Origin of the sequence: Actinomadura sp. 3N407 (genome assembly GCF_052245875.1) — a bacterium.
In the GTDB taxonomy this organism is placed as follows: Bacteria; Actinomycetota; Actinomycetes; order Streptosporangiales; family Streptosporangiaceae; genus Spirillospora.
In genome coordinates this window covers 13726-36759 of record NZ_JBQQBP010000001.1, presented here as the reverse complement: position 1 = coordinate 36759, position 23034 = coordinate 13726, and the positions used below count along the sequence as shown (strand labels likewise).

The 23034-nt window shown below is 71.8% G+C and carries 18 protein-coding genes; 11 read left to right on the top strand and 7 right to left on the bottom strand.

The genetic code is table 11. The annotated features are described in order from the left end of the window. Positions 1-47: 47 nt before the first annotated feature. Positions 48-2411 (bottom strand): hypothetical protein, encoded by a 2364-nt coding sequence (locus ACTWPP_RS00170; RefSeq protein ID WP_443101939.1) that lies wholly within the window; start codon positions 2409-2411, stop codon positions 48-50. A 416-nt stretch (positions 2412-2827) separates the two neighbouring features. On the opposite strand from ACTWPP_RS00170, the gene mptB reads away from it, so the two are divergent. Continuing rightward, entirely contained in the window at positions 2828-4306 is a 1479-nt protein-coding gene (gene mptB, locus ACTWPP_RS00165) for a polyprenol phosphomannose-dependent alpha 1,6 mannosyltransferase MptB (protein WP_443101938.1), read from the top strand. A gap of 122 nt (positions 4307-4428) precedes the next feature. Here mptB and ACTWPP_RS00160 read toward each other — a convergent pair whose 3' ends face one another. After that, entirely contained in the window at positions 4429-5250 is an 822-nt protein-coding gene (locus ACTWPP_RS00160) for a class I SAM-dependent methyltransferase (protein ID WP_443101937.1), read from the bottom strand. A gap of 108 nt (positions 5251-5358) precedes the next feature. On the opposite strand from ACTWPP_RS00160, the gene ACTWPP_RS00155 reads away from it, so the two are divergent. Then, a complete protein-coding gene (locus tag ACTWPP_RS00155) occupies positions 5359-6036 on the top strand; it encodes a winged helix-turn-helix transcriptional regulator (RefSeq protein WP_443101936.1) in 678 nt (225 codons plus the stop codon). Positions 6037-6057: 21 nt separating this feature from the next. Here ACTWPP_RS00155 and ACTWPP_RS00150 read toward each other — a convergent pair whose 3' ends face one another. The 3 genes from ACTWPP_RS00150 to wecB are packed head-to-tail and all read right to left on the bottom strand — an operon-like array spanning position 6058 to position 10098. Further along, positions 6058-8214, bottom strand: coding sequence for a glycosyltransferase (locus ACTWPP_RS00150; protein ID WP_443102698.1), 2157 nt, complete (start codon positions 8212-8214; stop codon positions 6058-6060). Between the two features lie 53 nt (positions 8215-8267). Continuing rightward, the gene (locus ACTWPP_RS00145; protein WP_443101935.1) at positions 8268-9005 is read right to left on the bottom strand and encodes a hypothetical protein; all 738 of its coding nucleotides are present in this window, start codon (positions 9003-9005) and stop codon (positions 8268-8270) included. Then, positions 8998-10098 carry a non-hydrolyzing UDP-N-acetylglucosamine 2-epimerase gene (gene wecB, locus ACTWPP_RS00140; RefSeq protein ID WP_443101934.1) on the bottom strand — a complete coding sequence of 367 codons (1101 nt, stop codon included), beginning with the start codon at positions 10096-10098 and terminating at the stop codon, positions 8998-9000. The genes ACTWPP_RS00145 and wecB overlap by 8 nt, the downstream gene beginning before the upstream one ends. A 24-nt stretch (positions 10099-10122) precedes the next feature. Here wecB and ACTWPP_RS00135 point away from each other — a divergent pair, with 24 nt between their 5' ends. The 3 genes from ACTWPP_RS00135 (at position 10123) to ACTWPP_RS00125 (ending at position 14210) form a co-directional block, all read left to right on the top strand. Next, complete coding sequence (locus ACTWPP_RS00135) at positions 10123-11556, top strand: glycosyltransferase family 4 protein (protein ID WP_443101933.1); 1434 nt, start codon at positions 10123-10125, stop codon at positions 11554-11556. Positions 11557-11578: 22 nt separating this feature from the next. After that, complete coding sequence (locus tag ACTWPP_RS00130) at positions 11579-12841, top strand: nucleotide sugar dehydrogenase (protein WP_443101932.1); 1263 nt, start codon at positions 11579-11581, stop codon at positions 12839-12841. Between the two features lie 229 nt (positions 12842-13070). Then, positions 13071-14210, top strand: a complete 1140-nt coding sequence (locus ACTWPP_RS00125) for a glycosyltransferase family 4 protein (protein WP_443101931.1) — start codon at positions 13071-13073, stop codon at positions 14208-14210. A 36-nt stretch (positions 14211-14246) separates the two neighbouring features. Here ACTWPP_RS00125 and ACTWPP_RS00120 read toward each other — a convergent pair whose 3' ends face one another. Continuing rightward, positions 14247-16283 (bottom strand): outer membrane protein assembly factor BamB family protein, encoded by a 2037-nt coding sequence (locus ACTWPP_RS00120; protein WP_443101930.1) that lies wholly within the window; start codon positions 16281-16283, stop codon positions 14247-14249. Positions 16284-16444: 161 nt separating this feature from the next. Between ACTWPP_RS00120 and ACTWPP_RS00115 the strand changes: the two genes are divergently transcribed. The 6 genes from ACTWPP_RS00115 (at position 16445) to ACTWPP_RS00090 (ending at position 22140) form a co-directional block, all read left to right on the top strand. After that, the gene (locus ACTWPP_RS00115; RefSeq protein ID WP_443101929.1) at positions 16445-16942 is read left to right on the top strand and encodes an SRPBCC family protein; all 498 of its coding nucleotides are present in this window, start codon (positions 16445-16447) and stop codon (positions 16940-16942) included. Positions 16943-17000: 58 nt separating this feature from the next. Beyond that, positions 17001-17747, top strand: coding sequence for an acetoacetate decarboxylase family protein (locus ACTWPP_RS00110; RefSeq protein WP_443101928.1), 747 nt, complete (start codon positions 17001-17003; stop codon positions 17745-17747). Next, complete coding sequence (locus ACTWPP_RS00105) at positions 17744-18415, top strand: SDR family NAD(P)-dependent oxidoreductase (protein ID WP_443101927.1); 672 nt, start codon at positions 17744-17746, stop codon at positions 18413-18415. The genes ACTWPP_RS00110 and ACTWPP_RS00105 overlap by 4 nt, the downstream gene beginning before the upstream one ends. 91 nt (positions 18416-18506) lie before the next feature. Beyond that, positions 18507-21032, top strand: a complete 2526-nt coding sequence (locus tag ACTWPP_RS00100; RefSeq protein ID WP_443101926.1) for a HelD family protein — start codon at positions 18507-18509, stop codon at positions 21030-21032. A 74-nt stretch (positions 21033-21106) separates the two neighbouring features. Further along, a complete protein-coding gene (locus ACTWPP_RS00095; protein WP_443101925.1) occupies positions 21107-21436 on the top strand; it encodes an MBL fold metallo-hydrolase in 330 nt (109 codons plus the stop codon). A 62-nt stretch (positions 21437-21498) separates the two neighbouring features. Continuing rightward, positions 21499-22140 carry a TetR/AcrR family transcriptional regulator gene (locus ACTWPP_RS00090; protein ID WP_443101924.1) on the top strand — a complete coding sequence of 214 codons (642 nt, stop codon included), beginning with the start codon at positions 21499-21501 and terminating at the stop codon, positions 22138-22140. Positions 22141-22149: 9 nt separating this feature from the next. Here ACTWPP_RS00090 and ACTWPP_RS00085 read toward each other — a convergent pair whose 3' ends face one another. Next, complete coding sequence (locus ACTWPP_RS00085; protein WP_443102697.1) at positions 22150-23004, bottom strand: glycosyltransferase family 2 protein; 855 nt, start codon at positions 23002-23004, stop codon at positions 22150-22152. Positions 23005-23034: the final 30 nt, after the last annotated feature.

Here is a 23034-nt window from a genome sequence, read left to right as displayed (position 1 = left end):
TCTACTCCCGAACGACGAGGGGGAACCGTTCTGGCAGGGCAGACCGCTCAGCGAGCAGCGGGAGGCTTGGGCAGCGAATGCCCAGTGAAATTCGGTGTGGTGCCCGCCGACCGCAGGTTCGTGGCGACGTTCAGCATGTACATCCGCGTTTCCTGGTTGTCGGTGCGGAACAGGAAGGCCCATGTGGGCCCGTTAGTGCCCATGTACTCGAACGCGGTCGGGTCCGTCGCAGCCTCATACGGGTCCGATGCTCCCTGCGCGTCGGTCCAGGGGCGCCAGTCGCCAGTGCCTTGGAGCGTCTCACCAGTGCTGTGAATCTTGTCGTCCGTGCCGCGGACCAGGATCTCGGTCTTGCCACTGACTGGGCTGAGCAGCGCTGACGGCGAACCCGCGGCTATGAGGTCACCGACCTGCTCCCATTCCTGCGGGAAGTTGCCCGAGCCGTCCCGCATCTTGGTCAGGATGTGGCCGTCAGCCGACCGCACGAAGATCCGCAGCCTGTCGCCCGGATAGGAGACGACCGCGGCCTGCCCGGAGAAACCGGGGCCGCTCAAGGACGCGCACTCAGACACGGTTCCCCGCGCGTAGAGCGCCGTCCGCCACGTGCCGGCGGCGTCCAGAGCGAACACCTGCACTCCATCGGCGACTGGAACGGCCACCGGCGTACTCGCCGTCGACAGCCCGGTCATCCCCAAATCGATCCACCCCTGGTAGGCGTCATTCGGCGCGTACTGCGGCAGCGCCCACAACGTCCCGCCGGCGTCCACGGCAAACGCCACCAGAGCATCATCCTGCTGCGTCACCGTGACGTGGGAGACCATCGGCTTTTCCACGTTCACCCATGAGTCCCACACCGGCGGATACCGGGTGGCCTGCGTCTTCGTCCAAACGTTTCCACCGGTGTTGTGCGCCAACACCTGAAGGCGCCCGTCCTTTTGCTCGCCAAGAGCCGGCTGACCGGTGAACGCTTCATTGTCGTTGATGACCGTCCACTGGACCTGGCTGAGCGCGGCCGGGTCCGCGGTGCCGTGCAGCAGCCGGCCGATGTTGTCGGTGTAAGCGAACTGGAGGGCTCCCTGTGACGCGCCACCGATGGGGGACGACTGCATCACTGCGGTCGGTGTGTAGCTGTCGATGCTGATGCTTGGCGGTGAAGCTGCCTGCTCGGTCGCCGGAGAAGGGTTCGTGCACCCGGTGACGGGCTCCTTGAAGTAAGCGAACTGGTCCACCCACAGACGCAGCTCTGACGATCCGTCATTGAGGATGGTGATCTTGCCGTCTTCACCGAGCTTCGCGGGCAGCGCACCGCTGTAAGCCATCGCTTCTTGGAACGTCACCGCGTGGGTCTCCGCCGGAGTCGTACCGGCTGGGTAGACCCGCAGAACGCCACTGCCCACGTAGTGGACGTTCGTAATGTTCAGGTACACGCCTGAGACACCAGACGTCGGAACTCCTCCATGACCAAGCGGCGCCAACGTGTGCGTGCCACCCGCCGGTACTCTCACATCGTTGGCCAGCCGATCTGGTGTGATCGCATGGATGGCCGCTCCCTTGACCGCCGTCGTCGGCGTGGCGAAATAGCCGGCGGCGTCCAGGGAAACCGTGATGGCCTTGGCTCCCGCATTGGCGATCTCAAGCTTGCCGTCGGCGCCTACCTGTCCGATCACCTGGTTCTGGACGAGTACGTTCAGTCCGTAGTCGAGGTTGGTGTCACCTGGGAGGACACCATCGGAAGGATAGACTGTCAGCTTGCCCGCGGTGTCGCTCTTGCCTGACATGGTGAACAGCACGTCTGACACACCTGACGAGGGAATTCCCGCCTTGCCCAGCGGCGCCACCTGGGCGGTGCCGTTGGCAGGGACGGTCACCTTCCCGATTCGCTCTGGCTTGACCGGGACGAACGTGGAGCCAGCTGTACTGCCCGCCGTCGATGTTGTATAGCCGTGCGCATCCGCGTAGATAATCACATCCGACGACATGTTGTTGGTCAGCTTGATATAGCCGTCCGCGCCGACTTTCAAGAACACCAGGTTCTGGTGGTACAGGGTCCTGCGGTACCGCATCATCGTGGTATCCGGCATGGCCACACCGGACGGATATGCAATGATCTGGCCGTTTCCGTTCAGGCCCTTGGCGGCGATGTTGATGGCCACTGATCCCACGTCTGAGGCTGGAATCCCCCGCCTGCCGGTGACCTTCACCGTTAGCGTCGTACCTGCGGTGATGGTCTGCCCATCGACCAGTCGCCCACGCACCTTGTACCACTGCCCCGCCTCCGGCGGGGTCCCGGGAACCGCCCCGGCCTGCTGCCGCGCAGCCGCCGGCGGAGGCCCGGCTGCGGACATGAGACCAGCGCCCAAAATCAGCGCGAACAGGGTTGCGGCAATTCGGCGAATACCGAAGCCTCGCATGAACAAGCTCCTTCACAAGGCGCCGCAACGCTAGATCGGCAGCGTCATCCCAAAAACAATCCCCCACAAGATCACCTGCGCATCCATCTTTGACAAGATCAGTGACCGCTTCAGGACAGCATCACCAGAGGCGACACAGGAGCCCGGCCCCCTCCCCGCCGGCCTCGCCAAGCCACTTGACTCGTGTTTGCGCTGGTGGTCGACCTAGCTCGAGCCCTGAACCGCTTCACTTCCCCAAAGCCCCATCGCAACACAGTCACTCCGCACACACAAAGCACTACTGACAGCGTGTAAACCTGAGGGTTGGCATGTGCGTCGGCAACTTGAAATCTTCCCGGCATACGGTGTGACCTGGGAATACGAGAATTAGGAACATTCCCCGGCAAGAAAACGGTCACTTCCGCTACCGTTCAGCCGTGTCGATCCTACGTTCGGCCGGCAATCCGGCCGTTGAAGAACGCATCCCCGTCAAAGGTGGGCGGACGAGCCGTGCAACAAGCTATGCCGGGTTGGGATTGGCGACTCTCGGTGTTGCGGTGTTCATCGCCGGCATGCTCGCCGGGCCATCGGCCCTGGTGGCGCGCTGGGGAGCGGACGGGCCATTCCGGACCTGGGACATGGAACTGTCTCGCGACACTATGACGCTGATCGCCGGGACGGCCGCGCTCTGCGGCGGGCTCGGGACCGTGATCATGCTGTGGTCCTTGCGGCGCGGACGGGTCGGCATTCCCCCACGACTGCTGCTCGTCGGCGGCACGATCATCGCCGTACTGATGACCGTCCTGCCGCCAGCGGGCTCCGTCGACATCCTCAACTACGCGATCTACGGCCGGATCACCGACCTCGGTTTCGACCCCTACACGATGACCCCGAACCAGCTGCGCGGCAGCGATGATCCGGTAGGCATCCTGAGCCCGGGGTCATGGGGCGATCAGCCCACCGTCTACGGGCCTGTGGCCACCGGGGTGCACACCGCCGCGGCATGGCTCGGCGGCTCCTCCATGGGATGGATCGTCTTCTGGCTAAAGGCCATTCACCTTGCGGCGTTCCTGGCTACGGCGGTCATGCTCGACCGGCTCACCGCACCCGACCGCGCGGCGCGAGCGCGGGCGGCGGTGCTGTGGACGGCGAACCCGCTCGTGCTGTTCTGGATGGTCGGCAGCGGTCACGCCGACGTCATCGCAGCGGCGCTGCTCATCGGCGCGGTGTACGTTCTCCGGCGCAGCCCCGAACGGTGGAGCGCCATCGTGCCCGGATTGGCCGCAGGTGTCCTGGCGGGCGCCGCCGTCTCGGTTAAGGCGACCTTTGCCCTGGCTGTGTTAGGTCTGGGGTTGGCGTGCCTACGCCGTCCCGCGGTTTTCGTCTCCGGCGCGGCGGGTGCCGTGGCATGTACCGGAACCGCTTATCTGAGCGTCGGCGAGTCGGCGGTCGCATCGCTGACCAAACGGCTCTCGCACGGCGACCAGTTCCTGCCGATACCGTCGGCGCTCATGGCGCGGCCGATGCTCTACACCATCAGCATGGGAGCATTGACGTTGATCGTCGCCGCCCTCGTGTGGTGGCGGCTCAGCACCGACGCTCCGGTGTCCGGTGATCTGGTCCTGTATCCGGTGGCGGCGTTCGCCATCGGATCGGTGATCATGTCGCCTGTGCAGTACCCCTGGTACGCCGCAACGTTCCTGCCCTTGCTCGCACTGCTGGGGCCCACGCGTTTCGATGAGATCCTGGCCGTTCGCTTTGCGGCACTGAGCTGCATTCTTCTGCCCGGCGTCGGCACCTCCGCAGCCCAGTTCACCGCTGTGCGTATCGCAGTTCCGGTTTCGTTGGTCCTGCTTACAGTGGTCTTTCTTCTCCCATCGCAGCACCGAAGACTGCGTGCCAACGCGCAGCACTGATCGGGAGGCAAGTGCCCGTTCGTTGGCGGATCCGCCGGCGCGGCGGGTCACCCGGAGCGCGGAATGGCTCACCACCCGGCCCGTTGCGCTCGGCGTGCGCAACGGGCCGGGTGGTGAGGCGGTCAGGGCCGGCGGCGGGCGGTTACCAGGAGGTACTCCCAGTCGATGGTCGCGTTCGAGGTGCCCTGGTCGTGGCGGCGGACCAGGTCGACAAGGGCCTTGTCGAGGGCGGCTACCTTTTCGGGGTCGTCGGCTATGTGGTTGTAGACGGCGATGGTGGGGCCGTAGCGGGCCTTGAAGTAGTCGCGGAAGGCCTCGGGGGTCTCGAAGAGGTCGATCCGGACCGTCTTCCGGCGGAACGTGAGATCGGTGACCCGGTCGCCGAGCAGTGCCTCGACGTGGTCGGGGCTGCCCCAGAGCGGCGGGGGCTGCGCGCCCGGCGGGGGCGGCGGCGCGTACGGCTTCATCGTGGCGAGCATCTGGCCGATGAAGCCCTCCGGAGTCCAGCTGAGCAGGCCGATCGTGCCGCCCGGCCGGCAGACGCGGACCATCTCGTCCGCGGCGGCCTGGTGGTGCGGGGCGAACATGATGCCCACGCACGACAGGACGGCGTCGAACTCCGCGTCGGCGAACGGCAGCGCCTCGGCGTCGGCCTCCCGCCACTCCAGGTGAATGTCGTGCCGCGCGGCCTCCTTGCGTCCGGCCTCCAGCAGCTCCGGTGTCAGGTCGCTGGCCACCACGTCCGCGCCGGCGAGCGCGGCGGCGATCGCGACGTTGCCCGAACCCGCGGCGATGTCCAGCACCCGGGCGCCGCTCCCCACGCCCGATGCGTCGACCAGGACCCCGCCCAGGTCCCAGATGATCTCGGCGGCCAGCGTCGGGTAGTCCCCGAGCGCCCACATCTTGCGGTGACCGGCCTTGACCTTGTCGATCGTGTCCCCCATTGACGGCTCCCCTCGTGTCGTGCGAACCACGCTAGGCGCGGGCCGGACCGGCTCCTAGTACAGGATCTGTACTGGTGGCGGGGGCGGCGGCGTTCTAGCCTGCGACGTATGGGGGCCTCCTATTACCAGTTCTGCCCCGTCGCCAAGGCGATGGAACTGCTCGACGAGCGCTGGACGCTGCTGATCATCCGGGAGCTGCTGTCCGGGAGCGAGCGATTCAACGAGGTGCGCCGCGGTGTGCCTCGCATGTCCCCGACCCTGCTGTCCAAGCGGCTGAACCAGCTGATTCGCGCCGGTGTCGTGGACAAGAGGGTCGACGGGAACGACGCCAGGTACGTCCTGACCGCGGCGGGTGAGGAGCTGCGGCCGGTGGTCGAGGCGCTCGCCGTGTGGGGCGTCCGCTGGGTCGGGGAGATCGGCGACCGGGACCTCGACCCGAAGCTGCTGATGTGGGACGTGCGCCGCAACATCGTCTGCGACGCCGTCCCGGACGGGCGGACGGTGGTCCGGTTCGACTTCCCGGACGTCCCCGCCCGGGACCGCCACTGGTGGCTCGTGCTCACGTCCGGCGGGGCCGACGTCTGCGACACGGACCCCGGCTACGAGGTGGCGGTGACGGTGACCACCGGCCTGCGCGACATGGTCCTGATATGGCGCGGCGACATCCGGTGGGAGGACGCGCTGCGGTCCGGTGTGCTCGAAGTCGGAGGGCCGGAGGCGCTCCGACGGGCGGTGTCCGGTTGGCTCGGCATGTCGCAGTTCGCCTCCATCCCCCGGCCCGGGTAGCCGGCCGGATGGGGACGCCCGCTACTTGGCGAGGAGGGCCGTCCATCGGCGGCAGACCTCGTCCAGGCCATAGGCCGTTGTGACCTGGCTGCGGGCCAGGGTCCGGTCCGTTTCCCAGCGGCCCTCGGAGACGGTCGTCGCGATGGACGCGGCCATGGCGGACGGGGTCTCGTGGATCCAGCGCCGGTCGTAGATGGTTTCGACGCCCGCCCAGGGCAGCAACGCCGGGACGGCGCCGGAGGCCATGCCTTCGGCGGGGGCCAGGTGGAAGCTTTCGTCGTCACTGGTGGAAAGGACGAAACCGATGCGGCGAAGCCAGGACGCCACGTCGCGGCCGTAGGAGTCGAAGACGACGCCGCCTGAAAGGAGACGGGAGCGGCGGATGCGGCGGAAGACCTCTTCGTAGTAGGCGCGTTCTTCGTCCTTCTGCCAGATCCACCAGTACTCCCAGGGGAGCTTGGACTTGACGAAGAGCGTGAAGCGGGGGTCGTCGCGGCGGAGTTCTTCGAGGACGTCGAGGGCCAGGTCCAGGCGTTTCCGGGACGGCGCGATGCCGATCATGCCGAGGTGGTGTTCGGCGCCGGGCAGCTTGTGGCGGTCGAGCTGGGCGTCGTCGACCCAGTTGGGGACGGTGACGACCTTCTCGGCGGGCCAGCCGGTGATTTCGCGGGTCAGGCCGGTGTAGTGGGGGCTGACGCAGATGACCTCGTCGACGGCGTCGATCTTCAGTTGTTTCGGCCAGTGCGCGTAGAGCTCGAAGCGGTGCAGCCGGACGACGAGGCGCTGGTCCGGGCGTTTGTGGTTCGCGTACCAGAGGGCGTTTGGGCCGCACCATTCACAGATGACGACGTCGGCCCAGTCGACCATGTCCCGGCTGCGTTTCTCGTCGTGGGCCTTCAACGCGGCCCAGTGGTCGACCCGGACCTCCATGTCGGGACGTGAACGCAGGTAGTCGAGCAGGCGGCTGAAGAACTTCAGGTCGTGGCCCGCGACGCCCACGCGGAGCCGCCGGGCCTTCACGGACAGGACGGCTTCGGACGGTTCCGGGAAGGTCCGGGACAGGTAGGTGCGGAGGCGGTCGGCGGCGGCGTCCAGGGTGAACTCGGCGGCGGCCGACCGGCAGCGGTCCACGGCGAGGCTGAAGACGTCGGGGTTCTTGCCGATGAGGGCCAGGGAGTCCAGGACGTCGGCTTCGGTGGCGGCGAACAGGGGGTAGTCGGCGCCGAGGAGGCGTTCGTGCATAGGGGTCCGGTTCAGGACGACCGGGACCCCCAGGGTGCCGCATTCCAGGACCTTCGTGGACAGTTCGAGGCTCGCGTCCATCTCGGGGTGCCGCCAGGAGAGGCCCACGTCGGAGGCGGCCGTCAGCCGCATCGCCTCGGCGCGGGGGTGGCCGCCGTGCCAGACGACGCCCTCGCCGGTCTCCAGCGCGGTCCGCATCCGGGACGCGAATCCCGGGTCGGCGGGATCGTCGTGGATCTTGTCGCCGACCATGTGGAGTTCGGCGTCGACGCCGCGGATGGCGAGGAGGCGCGGCAGGGAGGTCATCTCGTAGGTGTTCCAGCGCGGCGCGAACTTGCCGGTGTAGATGAGGCGGAGCGCGCGGCGGTCCGGTGCCCCGGCGGGGCGGGCCTCCAGGCCGTCCGGGAGGACGACGACGGGCGGGAACAGGACGCTCTTGCCGGCCGTGGCGGGGACGGCGCCTTCCAGGAAACCGCGGAGTTCCTCGGTCTGGCAGAGCAGCACGCGGGAGGCGTCGGCGATCCGGCGCAGTTCCCCCTTGGCGGACGCGGTGAACTCGGCGGCGGACTGCGGGACGTCGGTCAGGTACGTCCACAGCCGTCCGGCCAGGGGGCCCGCGGCGAGTTTGGCCGCGAGGCGGCGGCCGCGGACGACGACCAGGTCGAACCCGTGTCCGGGGCGGCCGTCCCCGCTTGAGGCGCGCTGTTCCTCGGCGTCGATGCGGGCGAGGATCGTCGCGGCGTGCCGCGGGACGAGGAGGCCGTCGAACATGCCTTCGGCGTGCGGGCTGCGGACGGTGACGCCGGGCAGGGCGCGCAGCGGGTCGACGAGGCGTCCGGTCCGGATGGGGGCCTTGAGGACCAGGGTCACCTCGCAGCCGGCGCGGGCGAGGGCCTGGACCATGCCCTGGGCCCAGATCGCCGATCCGTCGATCATGTTGAGATCGACGTCGCCGTAGACGAGGGCACGTGGTCGCACGGTGGTTCCTTTCAGTGGTCTGAATCCGGTGTGGGGGGACGACCCTCCACACCCCCCGGCAACCGCGCCGGTTCAAGGAGTCCGGCGAGCCGGCCGGGGTCGGTGGCGCCGTCCGCGAGCCTGGCGTCCCAGGTCAGGCATGCCAGGGTGGCGGGTGGCGCTTCGCCGCACAGGACGAGCGGAAGCGAGCGGGCGGCCGCGATCGTCCGGACGTCGTGCAGTGCGGCGTCCCGGTCGTACATGCCGGGGACGCCCAGGTACGCCCAGGGTCCGCCGGGTTCGCCGGCCGCCGCGTCCACGACGACCATGTCCACGTCCGCCCGGTCGAGGGCGATCGCGGCGTCGTGCGGGTACAGCGGGACGACCTTGGCGTGCTCGGCGAGCCGCGAGGCCATGCGCGGGCCGACGATGCCCGCGATGATCAGGCGGTCGCAGGGCCCGGCGACGAGCAGGTGGTTCTCGGGACGGTCGATGCGGTCGGGCTGGCCGCCGCCGGCGGCGGATTTCGATGCCGCGGTGGGCGCGTTCCGGGTACGCCAGAGCCGGTAAAGCTCCTTGGGCAGCCGCCGGCCGCGCTTGGGGTTGCGCGCGGCGCCGGCGACGAGCCGCCCGAACTGCAGGGCCGTCGAGCTCTCCAGCGAGGCGAGCTGTTTCTCCAGTTCCGCGACGCGCGCCTCGCGTTCCCGCAGCGTGGACTTCAGCCGTCCGAGCTGCTGGTACGCCTTGACGTTCTTGGCCTCGTCACTCACCCAGATACTCCATGATCACGTCTGCGATGCGGGGGCCGGCGTGGCCGTCCCAGAGCGGCGGCTTGCGGTCCCCCGCGCCCGCGCCCGACTCAAGGACCTTGCGCACCCCGGGAACCAGTTCCTCGAAGGTGACGAGGCGGTTCGTGCCGTGGGTGATGGTGATGGGCCGTTCGGTGTTGGGCCGGACGGTCAGGCACGGCACGCCGAGGATCGTCGTCTCCTCCTGCAGGCCCCCCGAGTCCGTGACGACAGCCGCCGCCCCGCGCACCGCCGCGATGAAGTCGATGTACCCGAGCGGCTCCAGGATGTGCACGCCGGCGTGGTCGCCGAGCCCGGCGGCCAGCAGGTTCGCCCGGCCTCGCGGGTGGACGGGGATGACCAGGTCGGCGAGGTCGGCGACGCCGTGCAGGTGCCGGACGAGGGCCGCCGCCGTCCCGGGGGCGTCCACGTTCGCGGGCCGGTGCATGGTCGCCAGGACGTACCGTCCGGGCAGCCCGTGCGCCTCCCGCACCGCGCCGGTGTCGAACGAGCCGAGGTTCGCCAGCAGCGTGTCGATCATCGGGTTGCCGACGAGGTGCGCGCGTTCGACCGGGACGCCCTCGTTCGCCAGGTGCCCGATCCCCTCCGGGCTGGTGACCAGGCACAGCGCGGAGAGCTGGTCGGTGATCCGCCGGTTGACCTCCTCCGGCATGGACATGTCGAAGCTCCGCAGCCCGGCCTCCACGTGGGCGACGGGGATCTGCAGCTTGGCCGCGACGAGGGCGGCGGCGATGGTCGAGTTCACGTCGCCGTACACGATGACGAGTGCGGGTGAACGGCTCGTGAACTCCTTCTCCAGGCCGACGAGCAGGGCGGCGGTCTGCTCGGCGTGCCCGCCGGAGCCGACGCCGAGGTTGACGTCGGGTTCGGGCAGCCCCAGCTCGTCGAAGAAGATCTCCGACATCCGGGCGTCGTAGTGCTGGCCGGTGTGGATCACCGTCTGCTCGGCGCCCGCGGCGCGCAGCGCGTTGATCACCGGGGCGGCCTTGACGAAGTTCGGCCGCGCCCCGAGAACGTGCACGATGGGTCCCAACACAATTTCCCTTCTGTTCATCGGGGTTGCCTACGCTCGCCCGCCGTGCTCACAAAAAAGCCCGTCTATCTGGCGGGGCTCGCCTGGCGGCAGGTCAGGGACGATCCCGGCCGCGCGTCCCGGCTGGCCGTCCGGCTGCTCGCCCGTACCCCGCCCGGCGCCCGGCTGCGGCGCTCCCGGCTCGTCGTCCCGGAGCCCCGGGACGTCCGGCGGGAGACGGCCGACCTGCGCCGCCTGCTGGCCCAGTCGCCGCCTCCTCGCGCGCGCGGCGCCGCGCCGGCCGGGAAGACGGTCCTGCAGTTCGTGACGAACGCCCTGCCCTGCACGAACGCGGGCTACACCGTCCGGACGCACCGGATCGCCCACGCCCAGCGGGAGGCGGGTCTCGACACGCACGTGGTGACGCGGCTCGGGTACCCGCTCAGCCAGGGCGCCGGCGACGCGCGGGCCCGGGTGGACGTCGAGGGCGTCCCGTACCACCGGCTGCTCCCCTGGCTGCCGCCGGCCGATCCGGTCCAAGCCGTCGGCAAGGGCGCCGATCTGGCCGGACGACTGGTCGAGGAGCTGCGGCCGTCCGTCCTGCACGCGGTCAGCAACCATCTGAACGCGGCCGTCGCGCTGGAGCTGGGCCGGCGGCACGGGCTGCCCGTCGTGTACGAGGTCCGCGGATTCCTGGAGGACTCCTGGCTGTCGCGCGACCCGGCGCACAGCGAGACGGACGACTTCTACCGGCTGACCCGCGAGCTGGAGACGCGCCGCATGGCCGAGGCCGACGCGGTCGTGACGCTGGGCGAGGCCATGCGGGCGGAGATCGCGGCGCGCGGCGTCCCCGAGGACAAGATCTTCACGGTGCCGAACGGTGTGGACGAGGCGTTCCTGGAGCCGCTCCCGGACCCCGGCGACCTGCGTGAACGCCTCGGAATCCCGGAGGGCGCGCCGGTCGTCGGCCTCACGTCGTCGTTCTACGGCTACGAGGGCATCGACACGCTCATCGACGCGGCGGCGCTGCTGCGCGACCGGGGCGCGCCCGTCACGCTGCTGCTGGTCGGCGACGGCCCGGAACGCGGCGCGCTCGAACGGCGCGCGGCCGGGCACGGCGTTCACGCCGTGTTCACCGGCCGGGTGCCGATGGGGTCGGTTCGCCGATTCCACGCCGTCCTCGATGTGTTCGCGGTTCCGCGCCGGGCGGACCGGGTCTGCCAGTTGGTGACGCCTCTCAAGCCGATCGAGGCGATGGCCGGGGGACTCCCGGTCATAGCCAGTGAAGTCGGGGCACTTCGCGAAATTGTGGAACCTGGCGTAACCGGCGCGTTAACAGTTCCGGAAGACCCGGAAGCATGGGCGAATTGCCTGGAAGACCTGGCTTACAGTCCGGAAAGAAGGCAGAAAATCGGGCAGTCGGCCCGGGAATGGGTCCGAGCGGAACGCACCTGGCGCGCCGTGACGGCCGGATACCGAGCCGCCTACGCCCTCACCTAAACGCTCGAAGGGAGCCACCGGCGTGGATCTGGTGGTCATCGGACTCGGCTACGTGGGACTGCCGCTCGTGCGGGAGGCCTGCCGGGCCGGCCTGCGGGTCGGCGGCCTCGACCGCGACGCACGCGTGGTCGCCGGGCTCAAGGCCGGGCTGTCGCACATCGACGACGTCTCGCCGGCCGAGGCAGAGCAGATGCTGGAGGCCGGGTTCGTCCCGAGCCTGCAGGAGGACATCCTGGACGGCGCCCGCACCGTGGTCATCTGCGTGCCGACGCCGCTGTCGCCCGAGGGCGGCCCCGACCTCACCGCGGTGCGCGGCGCGGCCGAGACGGTCGCCCGGCACCTGGAGCCGGGGACGCTGGTGGTGCTGGAGTCGACCACCTACCCCGGCACCACCGAGGAGGTCGTCCGGCCGATCCTGGAGACGTCCGGCCTGGTCGCCGGGGACGAGTTCCACCTGGCCTTCTCGCCGGAGCGGATCGACCCGGGCAACCCGGTCTACGGGGTGCGCAACACGCCGAAGATCGTCGGCGGGCTCGGCCCGGCGTGCGCGTCGGCGGCGGCGGCGTTCTACGGCAAGTTCGTCGACCGGGTCGTGCAGGCCAAGGGCACCCGCGAGGCCGAGATGGCCAAGCTGCTGGAGAACACCTACCGGCACGTCAACATCGCGCTGGTCAACGAGATGGCGGTGTTCTGCAACGAGCTGGGCATCGACCTGTGGGACGCGATCGACTGCGCGGCGACCAAGCCGTTCGGGTTCCAGGCGTTCCGGCCGGGGCCGGGCGTCGGCGGGCACTGCATCCCGATCGACCCGAACTACCTGTCGTACAAGGTCCGCTCGCTGGGTTACCCGTTCCGGTTCGTGGAGCTGGCCCAGGAGATCAACGATCGGATGCCCCGGTATGTGGTGGAGCGTGCGCAGCAGCTCCTCAACCGGGAGGGCCGCGCGCTGAAGGGCGCCCGGGTGCTGCTCCTCGGCGTCACCTACAAGGCCGACATCGCCGACCAGCGCGAGTCGCCGGCCCGCCCGGTGGCGCGGCGGCTGGCACGGCTCGGTGCCGATCTGTCGTTCCATGACCCGTTCGTCTCGTCCTGGGAGGTCGACGGGACGCAGGTCGCGAACGCCGGAGAGGATCTGCGCGCGGCGCTGGAGGCGGCCGATCTGGCGATCGTCCTCGCCGACCACACCGCCTACGACGCCGCGACGCTGACACGCCACGCGCCGCTGCTGTTCGACACCCGCGGCCGGACCCGCAACGCCCAGCAGGACACGGTCGAGCTTCTCTGACCCGCCCGCAGGACCCGTTGAGTCGCGGCGAGCCGCCCTCACCGGCGGCCTCGAAAAGGGCGGCGTCCCGCAGGTGAGCGCGGCTCGGCACTGGGCGGCGGCTTCCCCTTAGCACACGGGGACGAATCGCCCGGCGGCGTCCATGTCAGGGACAGCGGGAATTCATCGGCAATTTCCATCGGCATCCGAGACTCGGCCGTAAGCACTGATTCGGACCGGAGTGAGAGTAATGCGGGTCTGCGTTTGCACGGTGGTGCACCATCCCGAGGACGCGCGCATTCTGCACCGGCAGATACGCGCGCTGCTCGATGCCGGCCATGAAGTCACATATATCGCTCCATTTCGGGCATGTAATGCGACACCGTGGCGGCAGATCAGCCCGGTGGACGTCCCGCGCGCCACCGGACGGCGCCGCCTCCGGGCCCTGCGCGCCGCCCACCGGGCCCTCACCGAGCACGCCGCCTACGCCGACGTGATCCTCCTGCACGACCCCGAACTCCTCGTGTCCCTCCCCCGCGAGGTACGCGAGCGGACCGTCGTGTGGGACGTCCACGAGGACACCGCCGCCGCCCTCAGCACCAAAGGCTGGGTGCCCGCGCCGGCGCGTCCCGTGCTCCGCCCCGCCGTCCACCGCCTGGAGCGGCGCAGCGAACGGCGGCACCGCCTGCTGCTCGCCGAGGAGGGCTACCGGGCCCGGTTCCGCGAAGAACATCCCGTCGTGCCCAACACCACCTACGTCTCCGACGTGCCGCCGGGACGGCCGGACGGCCGCCGCGCCGTCTACGTCGGGCAGCTGTCCCGGGCGCGCGGCGCGCTCGACATGATCGAGATGGCCGGTTCGCTGGCCGACAAGGGCATCCTCGTCGAACTGATCGGGGCGGCCGACGCCGACGTCAAGGACGCGCTCCGGGGCGCGCAGCGCGAAGGGATCCTGCGCTGGTACGGGTTCGTCCCCAACGACCGGGCGCTGCGCATCGCCGAGGGCGCCATGGCCGGGCTGGCGCTGCTGCACGACGAGCCCAACTACCGGCACTCGATGCCGACCAAGGTCGTCGAGTACATGGCCCGCGGCATCCCGGTCATCACCACGCCCAACCCGCCCGCCGTGGACATCGTCGAACCCGCGGACTGCGGGCTGATCGTCCCGTTCGGCGACCCGGCCGCCGCCGCCAAGGCCGTGCTGCGGCTGCGCGACGACCCGGAGCTGCGCACCGGCCTCGGCGAACGCGGCCACCGCGCCGCCCGCGAGCGGTTCCACTGGCCCGTCCACGCCGAGCGCTTCGTCGCCCAGCTCGAAGCGTGGGCCGGCCGCTCCCCCGTCACCGTCCCGGAGCCGGTGTCGGAGCCCGAGCCCGTCCCCGAGTACTGAGCCGCCCCCGGCGCCCGCCAGGAGCCGGACGGTGGGTCAGGACGGGTGGTGCAGGCGGTAGGCGACGGAACGGGCCAGGCGCGCGGCGACGCCCGGCGGGCGGTCGGCCTCGACCACCAGGACGTACCGGCCGACGCGCAGGGCGATCATGCCGGCGGTCGGGCCGATCTCGTACGCCTCGTCCGCGCCGATGTCGCGCCGCTTGCGGGCCTTCGCCTGCGTGGCCTGGAGGGCGTCCAGCATCCGCGACGCCTCGTGGTCGGTCCTGGCCACCCAGCGGACGCTGACGGTGAAGCCGCCCACGGTCCGCGCCGTCTCGCCGTCCTCCCCGGGGTCGGCCGTCGGGGACATCGTCCCGGCGGATTCCGTCCCGGCCGGCCGAGACCCGGCCGGCTCGGGCCCGGCCGGTTCGGACGCCGTCGGTTCGGACGCCGTCGGATCCGACACGGTCGGTTCGGGTGTGGCCGGTCGCGGGGCGGCCGACTCCGTCCGCTTCGGCTCCTCACCCTCCGGTTCGTCGTCGGAGTCATCGTCCTCGTCCTCGTCCCGCGGCTCGTACCTGCACGACACCGGGCGCGGCAGCCGGACCGGGCCCGCGGTCGCGGTGGCGGGCTCGGCGACGTGGCCGGCCACGCGCGCCGCGACCAGGTCGGGCTTCTCCAGCAGGGAGCAGGCGTCCGGCCAGTCCGCCTCCGGTACCCCGCCCAGCCCGGCCGGGCCGGTGCCCGCGAGCCCGCCGCGGAGCGCGACCAGCCGCGCGGCGCCGTCCGGACGCGGCGCCGCCTGCGGGACGGCCGCGTACAGGAGCCCGCCCGCCGCCGCCAGCCACGGCCGCGGGCCGGGCAGGTCGGGGTTCATCGAGATCGGCGCGGGCGCGGTCGTGGTGTGCCCGTCGCCGGGCTCGACGATGTCGACGGCCGCCGGCAGCAGCCGCTCCGACAACCTGGGACGCAGCGCGAACACATGGCCGCCCGCCTGCGCGAGCGCCGCGTACGCGGGCGACTCCTGCCACCACTCGACCTTGCCGGACGGCACGCGTATCGCCTCCATGCGGGTCTCGCCGCGCTTCGCGCCGTCCGGGTGGTAGACGATCACGAGCCGGTCCGACCGCAGCACGGCCGGGCACATGGTGTCGCCGCACACCCCGTCGCCCCTCCAGGCGCCGAACTGCTCGCCGTCGGCGTCGAAGGCGCGCAGCGCCGTCCCGTCCGAGGCCAGCGTCACGCCGTCCAGCATCGACACCTCGGGCGACTCCTTGGAGCCGAGCCGCCGTTCCCAGCGGACGGCGCCCTTGCCCGGCTCGACGGCCAGCAGCCGGCTGTGCCGTTCCCCGCCGGTGCAGTCCAGGGCCAGCGCCGCGAGCTTCTCCCGCCCGGCGGACGGCCGCGCGCCGCCCTCGAACAGCCGGCAGCCGCGCGGCAGCGGCCGCCGCCACGCCCGGTTGCCCGTCACCGCCGAGACGCCGAACAGGGTCCGGCGGTCGTCGTCGGTGGTGAGCAGGACGTCCGACCCGGCGGGCCAGCGCAGCGTCGTCCGGGAGACCGCGGCGGGACGCAGCCCCTCGCGCCGCCACAGCAGCCCGCCCGACAGCGCGTCGAACGCGATGATCAGCCGGTCGCCGCGCTCGCCGTCCCGCTCGAAGTAGCCGAACAGCCGGGACCGGGTGGACGCCCAGCCGAGCATCGTCCACCCGGAGCGGCGATAGCTCCAGCGGCCCGCGCCGGTCCGCGCGTCCCGGACCTCCAGGCCGCGCCCGGACGCCGTCACCACCTGCCCCTGCGCGACCGCGTAGGCGACGCCGTCGTAGCCCGCGACGGACCCGTGGTGCGTCCGCGTCGTGTGCTCCCAGCTCACCGTGAGCGGACCCGGCGGCGGGCCCACCTCGCGCTGCGGCGTGACGGGCTCGGCGGTCACGGTGTGCCGCACCTGCCACCACTCCGCGCCGAGGACGAACCGGTCGACGAGCACGGCGACGAGCGCGATGGCCACCACCCCGGAGAGCAGGCCGAGGGCCACGCGGACCCCGCCCACGGACTCCGGCCGGCCACCGGGGCGCTGCCGGCTTCCGCCCACGACCGCGCCGCCTCCTTCCGCGTACGTGCCTCTGTGCTTCTCCCCTGAAGGACGACATCCACCTTGCCTTGTGCGGGGCGTCCGCGCGACCGAACGGAAGAACGCGGAGCTCTTCACCCACCTGGTGTGACCGTACGGTCATTAAGTGGGAGGATTCGGCCATGGAACGCGAGTGGGTGGTCGAGGAGAGCGTGACCGTCGGCGCGGGGGCGACGGCCGTCTACGGAGCGATCGCCGATCCGCGGCGGATGGCCGAGTGGAGCCCGGAGGTGTTCGCCGTCTGGGTCCGCGGCCGGGCCATCACGCCGGGCACGAGGTTCGCCGGGTTCAACCGGATCGGCTGGCGCGTGTGGTTCACCACGTGCCAGGTGACGGCCGCGGTGCCGGGAGAGGCGTTCGCGTTCCGGGTGTCGAGCTTCGGGATGCCGGTGGCGCTGTGGGGATTCCGCATCGAGAACATCGCGGACGACCCGTCCGCGCCCCGGACCCGGCTCACCGAGTACTGGGAGGACCTGCGGCGCGACGGCCGGGGCGCCGCGTTCGTCTCGCTGCTCGGCAGGCTCTTCACCGGTGTGCCCGCCGACCGGCGCGCCGCCGTCAACCGCGACGGGATGCGCGCCACCCTTGACCGCATCAGGACGGCCATCGAGCGGGGCTGAGCAAGGCGGTTCGACACGGTCCTTGGAAGTAAAACAAGAACCTGTTCTACTAAGCGGTGTGACAAGCGCCGTACATGCCCATGCGATCCAAGGGGAACAGGTCGACCTGCCGGTCCGGATCCGCGACGCCGCGGTGGCGTCGGCGATGTTCGCCGTGCCCGCCGGCGCGGCGCAGGCCGTCATCGCCTACTCCGGCCTCGACGTCGCCGAGCCGCTGCCGGGCAAGGCCGTCTGCTCGCTGGCGTTCGTCCGGTACGCGGACGGGGATCTCGGGCCCTATCACGAGTTCGCCGTCGCGTTCCTGGTCCGGCCGCCGGGCTCGGCGCCGCCGTCCGGGACGCTCGGGCGGCTGCGCGGAATGGCGGGCGCCGGGGCGTTCATCCACTGGCTGCCCGTCAACCAGGAGTTCACCCTTGAGGCCGGGCGGACGATCTGGGGTTTCCCGAAGGAGATCGCCGACATCCCCATGGACCTGGCCGGGCGCGTGAAGCGGTGCGCCGTGCGGCTCGGCGGCCGTACCGCGATCGAGGTGGCGGTCAAGCCGGGCGCGCCGCTCCCGGGCGGTGCCGGAGCGCCCAGCGTCGAGGCCTACTCGTGCATGGACGGCGTCACACGCCGGACGCCGTGGACGGTCACGCCGTCCGATGTGCGGATGCGTCCGGGCGGCGCGAAGGTCGTCCTCGGCGACCATCCGGTGGCGGAGGAGTTGCGCGGCCTGGGCCTGGACCGGGCACGGGCGCTGAGCACGAGCACCGTCGGGCATCTCACGATGACCTTCGAGGCGGCCGAGGAGGTGCGCGGATGAGGCGGACGGCGCTGGTGACCGGTGCCGCGCGCGGGCTCGGCGCGCTGGCGGCGCAGCGGCTGGCGGCGGCCGCCTGGGACGTCGTCGCCGTCGACACGGACGCCGGCGGCCTGGCCGCGACGGCGCTGCGTTCCCCGAACATGCACGTGCGGACGTGCGACGTCACCGACCCCGGGGCCGTGGCGGACGTGGTGGCGATGACGGGCCCCGTGCAGCGGGTCGTCCACACCGCCATGATCGCGCCGGTGGCGCCCGCGCTGGAGCAGCCCCTGGACGAGGTGGAGCACGTTCTGCGGACCGACGTCCTCGGCACCGTCCACGTCGTGCGGGCGACCCTGCCCGGCATGCTGGAACGCGGGCGCGGCGAGATGATCCTCTGCCCGGACCACCCGGTGCCGGGCGCGTCGGCCGGTGCCGCGGCCTCCGCCGCCGTCGCCGCGTACGCCGACGCGCTCTGGGCGGAGCACAGCGGGCGCGGTGTGACGTTCCGCTGCTGCGTCGTGCCGCCAGGGCTCCCGCCGCGCCTCCTGCTCGACGCGATCGACCGGTCGCTCGCACGTCCCGCCGGGGAAGTGCACGTCGTCCAAGCTCCCGGTGCCGCGCTCCGAGAGCTTTTCACGTCCCGGCTGGCGCGCCGCCCGCCTGCCGGAACGTCCGCACCACGCTGAAGGTCGGACGGACCGAATAAGCTGTCTCTTTCGCCCCTTCGGGGCGCCGGGGGACGTCCCCGGCGTGAAACACGTGCGAGGAGCAGCCTGCATGTCGTCCCAGGTCACCGGGCGGCCGACCGGCCCCGGCGGCACGGTCAAGGATCAAGAGATCGCCGTTGAGCAGCGCCATGTCGACATCGCCTACGCGCGCCTGGAGGAGATGCGCGCGGATGCCCAGGCCCTGATCCGCGAGGGCTACCGCCAGTCACTGGCCGGGACCAAGGGCTCACTCGTGGACCGGGACGCGATGGTCCACCAGGCCGCCCTGCGCGCCCAGGCCCTCGACATCGCCGATGACGGCCTGGTGTTCGGCCGGCTCGACCTGACCTCCCGCGAGGTCCGCTACATCGGCCGCATCGGCGTGCGGACCAGCGAGCACGACTCCCTGGTGATCGACTGGCGGGCGCCCGCCGCCGAGGACTTCTACCGCGCCACCCCCGAGGACCCGCGCGGCGTCGTCCGCCGCCGCGTCCTGCACTCGCGGGGGCACACGGTCGTCGACCTGGAGGACGACCTGCTCGACCCGGACGCGGCCGACGGGATGACCATCGTCGGCGACGGCGCTTTCCTGGCCTCGCTCGCCCGCACCCGCGAGGGCGAGATGCGCGACATCGTCGCGACGATCCAGCGGGAGCAGGACGAGGTGATCCGCGCGCCCGCCGACGGGACGGTCCTGGTGCGCGGCGCGCCCGGCACGGGCAAGACGGCCGTCGCCCTGCACCGCGTCGCATACCTGCTGTTCCGGCACCGGCGGCGGTTCGGCTCCCGGGGCGTGCTGGTCATCGGCCCGAACCGCCGGTTCACCGCCTACATCGAGCGGGTGCTGCCGTCGCTCGGCGAGGGCTCGGCGACGCTGCGCTCGCTCGGCGACCTCGTCGACGGCGTCACCGCGACCGTCCACGACCCCCCGCGCGTCGCCCGGGTCAAGGGCGCGGACGCGATGGCGACGGTGCTGAGGCGCGCCGTGACCGACCACGCGCCCGGCGCCCCGGACGAGTTGCGCGTGGTGTTCAAGGGCGTCGTCGTGACGCTGGACCGGGCCCGCCTCGACCGGATCAGGAGCGAGGTCCACCGGCGCAGCCGGGGCAGCGTCAACGCCGCGCGCGGCCGGGCCGCCGAACTCCTCCTGGACGCCCTCTGGGACCGCTTCACCGACATCGGGGGCCCGGACGCGGCCGAGGCGGCGGAGGGCGCCGAAACCGGCCTGTGGAACGCGATCCTGGCCGCGGACGGCCTCGCGTCGATCGACGAGGAGCCCGCACGCGGGAACGAGCGGAACGGCGGCGACCCGAAGCGCGGCCAGTTCGACGCCCGGGTCCGCGAGCAGCGCACGTTCACCGACTTCCTCGTCGCCTGGTGGCCGATCCGCCGCCCGCTGGACGTGCTGCGCTCGCTCGGCGACCCCGCCCGGCTGCGCCGCGCCGCCGGACGCGATCTCGACCCCACCGACATCGCCCCGCTCGCCGAGTCCTGGGCCGGGGAGGGCCCGCCCCTCAGCTACCAGGACGTCGCGCTGCTCGACGAGCTCGACGCGCTGCTCGGTTCCCCGCCCCGCCCGCCCCGCCGCCGCAGGGCGCCGTCCGAGGACGACCCGTTCGTCGTGGACGGCGTCAACATCCTCACCGGCGAGGACGTGGGTGGAGACGAGACGTGGGAGCCGGAGATGCAGGAGCTGACCACGTCCATCGAGCGGCTTGAGCGGTCGCGCCGCGTGGACGACGGCGTGGTGGAGGAGCGTCCCGAGTACGCGCACATCGTCGTGGACGAGGCACAGGACCTCTCCCCCATGCAGTGGCGGATGCTGGGCCGCCGCGGGCGCCAGGCCAGCTGGACGATCGTGGAGGACCCCGCCCAGAGCGCCTGGGAGGACCTCGACGCCGCCCGGGGGGCCATGGAGGCCGCGCTCGGCGGCGAACGGTCCGCCGCCCGGGGACCGGCGCGGGGCCGCCGCCGCACCCGCGGGGCCGCCTCCGCCCGGACCCGGCACGAGTACGAACTCACCACGAACTACCGCAACTCCACCGAGATCGCCGCCGTGTCCGCGCGGGTGCTCGCGGTGGCGCTGCCCGACGCCCGCCCGGCCCGCGCCGTCCGCACCTCCGGCATCGACCCGGTCGTCCGCGTCGTCCCCGACCTCGGCGTCGCCGCCGCGTGGGAGGCGGCCGAGGAGCAGCTCGGACAGGTCGAGGGCACCATCGGCCTCATCGTCCCGCTGCCGCTGGAGGAGCCCCGCCCCGCGGACGCGCCGGACGCGCAGGAGACCCTGTTCGACGACCCCGCGGCACCCGCCGCGGCCCCGGCGCCCGGCGCCCCCGGCCCCGGCCCCGGTCCCGCCTGGACCGCCGCCGACCGCGAGCGCCTCGCCGCCGACCTCCCCGAACGCGTCCAGGTCCTGGACGTCCTTGAGGCCAAGGGCCTGGAGTTCGACGCCGCGGTGATCGTGGCGCCGGAGACCATCGCCGCCCAGTCCCCGCGCGGGCTGCGCGTCCTCTACGTCGCCGTGTCCCGCGCGACGCAGCGCCTCACCGTCCTCACCACCGACCCCGGATGGCGTGACACGCTCCTCAGCGACTGAGCTACGCCTTCGGCTGATCCGCCGAGGGCGGATATCCATGGGTTCCTCCCGCGTCCGTGCCTAACGTCGGCCGCATGGACATCATGCGCCTGCCCCCGCGCCTCCACCATCTGCGCTTCCCCGTCGGGCACGCCTACCTCTGGGACGCCCCCGAAGGTCTGACGCTGATCGACAGCGGCCTCCCCGGATCGGCGGACCTGATCGCCGAAGCCATCCGCTCCCTGGGCCGCGACCCCGGAGAGCTGCGCCGCCTCGTCCTCACCCACTTCCACGAGGACCACGTCGGCTCCGCCGCCGACGTCACCGCCTGGGGCGACGTCGAGGTGCTCGCCCACCGCGCCGACGCCCCGGTCACCGAGGACGCGTCCGCCCAGCTGAGGGAGGCGGCGTCCCGCGGGGCGTGAAAAGTGCCCGGGCGCGCGGGTTAGGCTGACGCTGCCCCATTCGCACGGGTGGACGGAGAGCGATGACCGGCCGAAATCCCGCGCCCAGGCGCAGCTACGGCGGCCGCACGGCCGAGGAGCGCCGCGCCGAACGACGGGGGCGCCTGCTGGCCGCCGGCCTCGAACTGTTCGGCACACGCGGCTACGCGGCCACGTCCATCGAACGGCTGTGCGCGACGGCGAGCGTGTCGACCCGCAACTTCTACGAGGAGTTCTCCGGACGCGAGGAACTGCTCGTCGCGCTGCACCACGACATCAACGAGCGCGCCGCGCAGGCCCTCGCCGCCGCCTACGCCGAGGCCGCGGAGGCCGACCTGCCGACCCGCGTCGAACGCGCCGTACGCGCGTTCGTCGCCGTCACCGCCAGCGACCCCCGCTGGGCCCGCATCGCGTTCGTCGAGGTCATCGGGGTGAGCGCCGGCCTGGAGCGGCACCGGCTGCGCTGGCGGGCCCGGTGGGAGGAGTCCCTCGTCGCGATGGCCCGCGAGGCCGTCGAGCGCGGCGAGGCCATCGACCGCGACTACCACCTCACCATGATCGCCGTCATCGGCGCCGTCAACAACCTCGTCCACCACTGGTCCGCCCGCGACCAGGACATCCCCCTCGACGACATCACCGCCGAACTGGCGCATCTCATCCTCGCCACCGTGACGATGCCCAGATGACGGCGGGGCCTAGATGATCGGGGGGCGGCCGGTCCGCGTCATGCGCCAGGCGGTGCGCCACGAGATGGGCCGGCGGGGACCGGCGGGCTTGCGCCATCCTTCCGCGAAGCCCTTGAACCACGGTTTGAGGGCGCTCGGCCTGCGCTCGCGGAGCACGGTCATGGCGACCCACACGCCGAGGTAGGTGAGGGCGAGCGGCCACGGAAGGTTGCGGCGGGCCAGCCACACGCGGTTGCGGGCGTTGTAGCGGTAGAACATGTCGTGCCGGGTGGGCAGGACGGCGGGGTGGAACATGACCGCGGCCGCGTCGTAAACGATGCGGTAGCCGGCGTTGAGGATCTGCCAGGCGAGGTCGGTCTCCTCGTGGGCGTAGAAGAAATCCTCGGGGAGGCCGCCGCCCGCGTCGAACGCGGCGCGGCGGACGGCGCAGGCGCCGCCGAGGAACGTCGTGACCGCGGAGGAGCGTTCGGGGTCGCCGGCGCGCAGCCGCGGGACGTGGCGGCGTTCGCCGCGTCCGCCCTCGGGGTCGCGGACGCGGAACGAGATGACGCCGAGGTCCGGTTCGGCGGTGAACCTGTCACGCAGGTGCGCGCCGAGGCGGGTGGAGCGGTACCAGCCGTCGTCGTCCAGGAAGAGGATGACGTCGCCGCAGGACGCCGCCACGCCGCGGTTGCGGCCGGCGGGGATCCCGACGTTGTTCGGCAGGCGGAGGAGGGTGACGCGCTCGTCGTCGAAGACGGGGTCGTCGCCCGGCCGCCAGTCGCCCGCGACGCCGTTGCCGACGAGCACGACCTCGACGCCGACGTGCTCCTGCTCGAAGGCGCTGCGGACCGCGCGGGCCAGTTCCGCCGGGCGGTTGCCCATCGTCAGGACAACGACGCTGAGCGCGACGCC